General features: G+C 74.5%; 7 protein-coding genes. All 7 read left to right on the top strand.

Translation table 11 applies throughout. The features are described 5' to 3' along the window. The first annotated feature begins 168 nt into the window (after positions 1 to 168). A complete protein-coding gene (locus tag ABEB16_RS10065; RefSeq protein ID WP_345712121.1) occupies positions 169 to 1,596 on the top strand; it encodes an OFA family MFS transporter in 1,428 nt (475 codons plus the stop codon). Continuing rightward, a complete protein-coding gene (locus ABEB16_RS22795; RefSeq protein WP_425560156.1) occupies positions 1,593 to 1,700 on the top strand; it encodes an MFS transporter small subunit in 108 nt (35 codons plus the stop codon). Before ABEB16_RS10065 ends, ABEB16_RS22795 begins: the two co-directional genes overlap by 4 nt. A gap of 85 nt (positions 1,701 to 1,785) precedes the next feature. Further along, positions 1,786 to 2,364, top strand: a complete 579-nt coding sequence (locus tag ABEB16_RS10060; protein ID WP_345712120.1) for a PAS domain-containing protein — start codon at positions 1,786 to 1,788, stop codon at positions 2,362 to 2,364. 1 nt (position 2,365) lies between these two features. Beyond that, a complete protein-coding gene (locus tag ABEB16_RS10055) occupies positions 2,366 to 3,319 on the top strand; it encodes a methyl-accepting chemotaxis protein (protein ID WP_345712119.1) in 954 nt (317 codons plus the stop codon). A gap of 195 nt (positions 3,320 to 3,514) precedes the next feature. Continuing rightward, positions 3,515 to 4,690: an ADP-forming succinate--CoA ligase subunit beta gene (gene sucC / locus ABEB16_RS10050; protein WP_345712118.1), complete on the top strand. Its 1,176-nt coding sequence runs from the start codon at positions 3,515 to 3,517 to the stop codon at positions 4,688 to 4,690. A 3-nt stretch (positions 4,691 to 4,693) separates the two neighbouring features. Further along, positions 4,694 to 5,593 (top strand): succinate--CoA ligase subunit alpha, encoded by a 900-nt coding sequence (sucD, locus tag ABEB16_RS10045; RefSeq protein ID WP_345712117.1) that lies wholly within the window; start codon positions 4,694 to 4,696, stop codon positions 5,591 to 5,593. A 190-nt stretch (positions 5,594 to 5,783) separates the two neighbouring features. Next, a partial coding sequence (locus ABEB16_RS10040; RefSeq protein ID WP_345712116.1) for a cell division protein PerM occupies positions 5,784 to 6,633 on the top strand: 850 nt, incomplete at its 3' end.

Here is a 6,633-nt window from a genome sequence, read left to right as displayed (position 1 = left end):
CGTGCCTGCGCGCTGGCGCTGGCGCCGCTGCTGGCCTGACCCGGCGCGGGGCCACCGCCGGCCGGTGCCCGCGCGGGGCCTCCGGCGAGCGCTTCCCCGGCGGCCGCCCTACGGTGTGCGCCAACACGACGGCGTGCGGTCGTCGTGCCCGATCCGGAGGGGCAGTCGATGGCATCCGTCCTCGACCGGGAGCGCACCGTCGCGAGCCCGGGTTTCAACCGCTGGCTCGTGCCGCCCGCCGCCCTGGCGGTGCACCTGAGCATCGGTCAGGTCTACGCCACCAGCGTCTACAAGAGCGCCCTCGTCGCGCACTTCGACGCCACGCTCACCCAGATCGGCATCGTGTTCTCCGTCGCCATCGTCATGCTGGGCCTCTCGGCCGCGGTGTGCGGGACGTGGGTGGACCGCAGCGGCCCGCGCAAGGCGATGGCCGCCTCGGCGGTGTGCTGGGTGTCGGGCTTCCTCGTCGGTGCGCTCGGCATCGCCACCGGCCAGCTGTGGCTGCTCTACCTGGGCTACGGCGTCCTCGGCGGCATCGGCCTGGGCATCGGGTACATCTCCCCGGTCTCCACCCTCATCAAGTGGTTCCCCGACCGCCCCGGGCTGGCGACCGGCATGGCCATCATGGGGTTCGGCGGCGGGGCGCTCGTGGCGAGCCCGCTGTCGAGCCGGCTGCTGGCCCTCTACGACCCGGGGTTCGACCCCTCCGCGGCGGGGTCGGTGCCGAGCGGGCAGGCGGTCGCGATGCTGTTCGTGACGTTCGCCGTGCTGCACGCGCTGTTCATGGCCTACGGGGCGGCCACGGTCCGGGTGCCGCCGCCGGACTGGCGCCCCGCCGGTTTCGACCCGGCCTCGGTGCGGCGCAAGGCGCTCGTCACCACCGCCAGCGTCTCGGCGCGCAACGCGATCCGCACCCCGCAGTTCTGGCTGCTGTGGGTGGTGCTGTTCTGCAACGTCACCGCGGGCATCGGGATCCTGGAGCAGGCGTCGCCGATGATCCAGGACTTCTTCCGGGACGGCGGCACCAGCACCGTCGCCGCCGCGGCGGCCGGCGGGTTCGTCGGGCTGCTGTCGATGGCGAACATGGCGGGGCGCTTCGTGTGGTCCTCCACCTCCGACGTCATCGGCCGCAAGCCGGTCTACATGGTCTACCTCGGCGTGGGGATGGTCGCCTACGCCGCGCTGGCGCTGTTCGGGCAGACGAGCACCGCGCTGTTCGTGCTGTTCGCGGCCGTCATCCTGTCCTTCTACGGCGGGGGCTTCGCGACGGTGCCGGCCTACCTGCGCGACCTGTTCGGCACCTTCCAGGTGGGCGCGATCCACGGGCGGCTGCTCACGGCGTGGTCGGCGGCCGGCGTGGTCGGCCCGCTCGTCGTCAACGGCTTCCTCGACGCGCAGGGCACCCCGGGGCAGCTGACCGCGGCGGCGTACCGGCCGGCGCTGCTGACGATGGTCGGGCTGCTGGCCGTCGGGTTCGCCGCGAACCTGCTCGTGCGGCCGGTGGCGGCGCGCTTCCACGAACCGGGCGGCGAGCCCGCGGCGGCGGGGGCGGCGGGGGCGGCGGGGGCGCGGCGGCGCGAGGAGGAGGTGGCATGAGCACGCGCGCGCGGCTGGCCGCCGGCTGGGTCCTGGTGGGGATCCCGCTGGCCTACGGGGTGGTGGAGACGCTGAGCAGGGCGAGCAGGTTGTTCACGTCCTGAGCAGGACGTGACCCCGGATCCCTCAGGACCACCGCGGCGCCGCCGATGGACGTGCACGGTTGCACGATCGAACGGCAGGGGAGACATGTCGACCACCGCGGCGTCCCGCAGCAGCGCCGGGCAGGGGCGGCGGGAGATCCGCCCCACGGGTGTGGAGCGCACCTTCGGCGCCGACGAGCTCATCGTCTCCAAGACCGACACCCGCGGCGTCATCACCTACGCCAACGACGTCTTCTGCCGCATCAGCGGCTACAGCGCCGAGCAGGTCCTCGGGCAGCCGCACAACCTCATCCGCCACCCGGGCATGCCGCGCGCGGTGTTCGCGCTGCTGTGGAGCGAGCTGGGCGCGGGCCGGGAGGTCTTCGCCTACATCGACAACCTCGCCGCCGACGGCGCCAGCTACTGGGTGCTGGCGCACGTCACGCCCTCGCGCGACGCCGGCGGCCGGGTGGTCGGCTACCACTCCAACCGGCGCAAGCCCCACCCCGCCGGCATCGCCGCGGTGAAGCCGCTCTACGAGCGGCTGCTCGCCGAGGAGCGGCGCCACCCCGGCGCCAAGGCGGCCACCGCCGCCGGCAGCGCGCTGCTGGCCGAGCTGCTCGCCGAGCGCGGCCGCGGCTACGAGGAGTTCATCTGGTCCGTCATCCCCGAGGAGCTGAGCTGACGTGGCCGTCTTCCGACGTGCCGGTGCCCGCGCCGACGAGCGGGCCGAGCTGGAGACGTACCGCGCGTTCGTGCGCGGGATGACCGAGGTGCTGGAGGCCGCCGCCCGCGGCGACCTCGAGGCGCGCGTGCGTCCCGCGGCCGGCTCCGCCGCCGTCGCGGAGCTCACCGCCGTGCAGCACGCCGCCAACCGCGTCCTCGACGTCACCGATGCCTACGTGCGCGACGCCGGGACGGCGCTGGCCGAGGCCGCGCACGGCCGCTTCCACCGACGCATCCTCAGGGCCGGCCTGACCGGCGCCTTCCGGGAGAGCGCGACGAACATCATCTCCGCCCGCCGGGCCCTGGTGACCACCGCGGGCGAGGTGGAGGCGGCGCGCAGCTCCCGCCTCGGGCTGGCCGACGAGTTCGAGTCGGTCGTCATGACCATGTCCGAGCACGTCGCCACCGCCGCCACGCAGCTGAGCGCCTCGGCCGGCGGCCTGGGCGCGGCGGCCTCGGCCGCGCAGTCGGAGGTGCGGCAGGCGCAGGACACCATCGCCTCCCTGACCCGCTCCTCCGAGCAGATCCAGGAGGTCATCGCCCTCATCAACTCCGTCGCCGACCAGACGCGGCTGCTGGCCCTCAACGCCACGATCGAGGCCGCCCGCGCCGGGGACGCCGGCAAGGGCTTCGCCGTCGTCGCCTCCGAGGTCAAGCAGCTCGCCGACGAGACCGCGCGCGCCACCGAGCAGGTCACGGCGCAGGTCGCCTCGATCCGGGACGCCTCGGCCGGTGCCGCCCAGGTGATCGCGGGCGTGGGGTCCACGGTCACGGAGATGAACGGCCTGGTCGACGGGATCGCCGCGGCCGTCGACGGCGGTGGTGCCGGCGACGGCGGTGGCGAGGGCCTGTCGCGGATGGCCGAGCGGCTGCGCGGGGAGATGTCGGGCTTCCTCACCGCCATGCGCAGCTGACGACCCGCCCTCCCGCGCGGTGCGCCCCCCGGGTGTGACGCGTACCGCTCCGCTCCACCGGGCTGCCCCGCCCGGTCCGGGTCTAAGGTGCTGGGTGGCTCCGGTGCCGGTCGCCGCCGACGCTGTGCGCGTCCGGCGGGGTGCGGTACCGCCGCCGACCCACACGAGCCGAGGACAGAGGGCAGAGGACGAGGCGTGGACCTCTTCGAGTACCAGGCGCGGGACGTTTTCGCCGCGCACGGCGTACCGGTGCTGGACGGCAGGGTGGCGGCCACCCCCGAGGAGGCGCGGGCTGCGGCCGAGGCGCTCGGCGGGGGCACGGTCGTCGTCAAGGCGCAGGTCAAGACCGGCGGGCGCGGCAAGGCCGGCGGGGTGAAGCTGGCCCACGGCCCCGACGAGGCCGCCGCGCGCGCCGGCGAGATCCTCGGCATGGACATCAAGGGCCACGCCGTGCACCGCGTGATGGTGGCCGAGGGCGCGAGCATCGCCGAGGAGTACTACTTCTCCGTCCTGCTGGACCGCGCCAACCGCACCTACCTGGCGATGGCCAGCAAGGAGGGCGGCATGGAGATCGAGCAGCTCGCGGTGGAGCGCCCCGAGGCGCTGGCCCGCATCCCGGTCGACGCCCTCACCGGCATCGACGACGCCAAGGCCGCCGAGATCGTCGAGGCCGCCGGTTTCGACGCCGAGGTGCGCGAGCAGGTGGCCGACACGATCAAGAAGCTGTGGACCGTCTTCACCGCCGAGGACGCCACGCTCGTCGAGGTGAACCCGCTCATCAAGAGCGCCGACGGCCGGATCATCGCCCTCGACGGCAAGGTGACGCTCGACGAGAACGCCGAGTTCCGCCACCCCGCCCACGCCGAGCTGGTCGACGTCGCCGCGACCGACCCGCTGGAGCGCAAGGCGAAGGAGATGAACCTCAACTACGTCAAGCTCGACGGCGAGGTCGGCATCATCGGCAACGGCGCCGGGCTCGTCATGAGCACCCTCGACGTCGTCGCCTACGCCGGCGAGCAGTTCGGCGGCGTCAAGCCCGCCAACTTCCTCGACATCGGCGGCGGCGCCTCCGCGCAGGTCATGGCCAACGGCCTCGACGTCATCCTCAACGACACCCAGGTCAAGAGCGTGTTCGTCAACGTCTTCGGCGGCATCACCGCCTGCGACGAGGTCGCCAAGGGCATCGTCTCCGCCCTCGGCATCCTCGGCGACGAGGCCAGCAAGCCCCTCGTCGTCCGCCTGGACGGCAACAACGTCGAGGAGGGCCGGCGCATCCTCGACGAGGCGGCACACCCCCTCGTCACGGTGGTGGACACCATGGACGGCGCGGCCGCCAAGGCCGCGGAGCTCGCATCGAGCGGAAAGGCCTGAGTCGTGGCGATCTTCCTCACCGAGAACAGCAAGGTCATCGTCCAGGGGCTCACGGGCTCCGAGGGGCGCAAGCACAGCCAGCGGATGCTGACCTCCGGCACGAACGTCGTGGGCGGCGTCAACCCCAGCAAGGCCGGCCAGAGCGTCGACTTCACCGGCCCGGACGGCTCGCCCGTGCAGGTGCCGGTGTTCGGTTCCGTCGAGGAGGCCGTGAAGGCCACCGGCGCCGACGTGTCCGTCATCTTCGTGCCGGCGAAGTTCACCAAGGCCGCGGTGGTCGAGGCCGTCGACGCCGAGGTGCCGCTCGTCGTCGTCATCACCGAGGGTGTTCCCGTCCACGACTCCGCGGAGTTCTTCGCCTACGCGCAGGCGAAGGGGAAGAGCCGGCTCATCGGCCCGAACTGCCCCGGCCTGATCAGCCCCGGCAAGTCCAACGCGGGCATCATCCCCGCCGACATCACCCCGCCCGGGCGCATCGGGCTGGTGTCCAAGTCGGGCACGCTGACCTACCAGATGATGTACGAGCTGTCCGACATCGGCTTCTCCTCGGCCGTCGGCATCGGCGGCGACCCCGTCATCGGCACCACGCACATCGACGCGCTGGCGGCCTTCCAGGACGACCCCGAGACCGACCTCATCGTCCTCATCGGCGAGATCGGCGGCGACGCGGAGGAACGGGCCGCGGCGTACATCAAGGAGAACGTCACCAAGCCGGTCGTCGGCTACGTCGCCGGCTTCACCGCCCCTGAGGGCAAGACGATGGGCCACGCCGGCGCCATCGTCTCGGGCTCGGCCGGTACCGCGCAGGCGAAGAAGGAGGCCCTGGAGGCCGCCGGCGTCAAGGTCGGCAAGACCCCCAGCGAGACGGCCCGGCTGGCCCGGGAGATCGTCCGCTCCCTCTGACGCGTCCGCCACCGCCGGACACGACACCGCGCCGGTCCCGGGACGCCCCCGGGACCGGCGCGGTGCCGCGTCCGGGCCCCTCCCGCCGGCCCGCGGGCCGGGTCACCACCGCGTCACCACCCGTGGTGGGCGGGGCCGGGCAGGCGCGTCCTGCAGGACGCACGGCCCGCGCCGGGGGACCATGGAGGTGATGACGACGCTCCAGGACCCCCGCGCCCGCCGCCCCGCCCCGCGTCCGGAGGCCGGGGCCGACGCCGCCGTGCCGGTCACGGCGGCGGACCTGCTGCCCCTGCTGCCGGCCGCCGCGCGCGCCGCGCTCTCCTCCCTCGCCCTGCTCGTGCTCGGCGTGGTCCTGACCTGGACCGCCGCCAGCCGCACCAGCGTCCCGCTGTCCTCGGCGCTGCGCGTCGCGGCCGACCTGTGGCTGCTCGGGCACGGCAACGCCGTCGCGGTGGCCGGGGGGCGGGTGGGGGTGGTGCCCCTCGGCGTCACCCTGCTGGCGGTGCTGGCGGCGGTGCGCCAGGTCCGGCGCTGGGCCGAGGAGCAGGTGGCCGCCGAGCGGCCCCTGCCGTGGGGGCGCGCCGCGGCGGTGTTCGCAGCCGGTTACGGCGTCGTCACCGGCCTCGTCGCGCTGGTCGCGCGGATGCCCTCGGCGGCCGCGGACGTCACGGCCGCGCCGGTGACGGGCGCGCTGCTCGCGGCGGCCGTGCTGGTCGGGTGCGGTGCGCGCTGGGACGGCTACCTCGTGGCGTCCGCGCCCGCCGGGCTGCGGCGCTGCCTGCGCCCGGCGGCCACGGCGACCGCCCTGCTGCTGGGGGCGGGCCTGCTGCTCGTGGTGGTGGCGGTCGTGCTCGCGCACGAGCGGGTGGCGCTGCTGCACTCCTCGCTCGGCGCGGGCCTGCTGGGCGGGGTGCTGCTGGTGCTGGCGCAGGCGCTGCTGCTGCCGGACCTCGCGGTGTGGGGGGTGGCGTGGCTGGCCGGGCCCGGCTTCGCCGTGGGGCAGGGCACCTCGATCACGCCGGCCGCCGCGCAGGTGGGCG

The sequence above is a fragment of the Kineococcus glutinatus genome (assembly GCF_039542765.1).
GTDB classification, from domain to species: Bacteria; Actinomycetota; Actinomycetes; order Actinomycetales; family Kineococcaceae; genus Kineococcus_A; species Kineococcus_A glutinatus.
The sequence above is the reverse complement of the archived record's forward strand: the minus strand, read 5'-3'. Positions and strand labels throughout refer to the sequence as shown.

Bases quoted from the DNA above. Each gene is read 5' to 3' on its own strand.
- ABEB16_RS10065 (WP_345712121.1), top strand. From the start codon at position 169: ATGGCATCCGTCCTCGACCGGGAGCGCACCGTCGCGAGCCCGGGTTTC.
- ABEB16_RS22795 (WP_425560156.1), top strand. From the start codon at position 1,593: ATGAGCACGCGCGCGCGGCTGGCCGCCGGCTGGGTCCTGGTGGGGATC.
- ABEB16_RS10060 (WP_345712120.1), top strand. From the start codon at position 1,786: ATGTCGACCACCGCGGCGTCCCGCAGCAGCGCCGGGCAGGGGCGGCGG.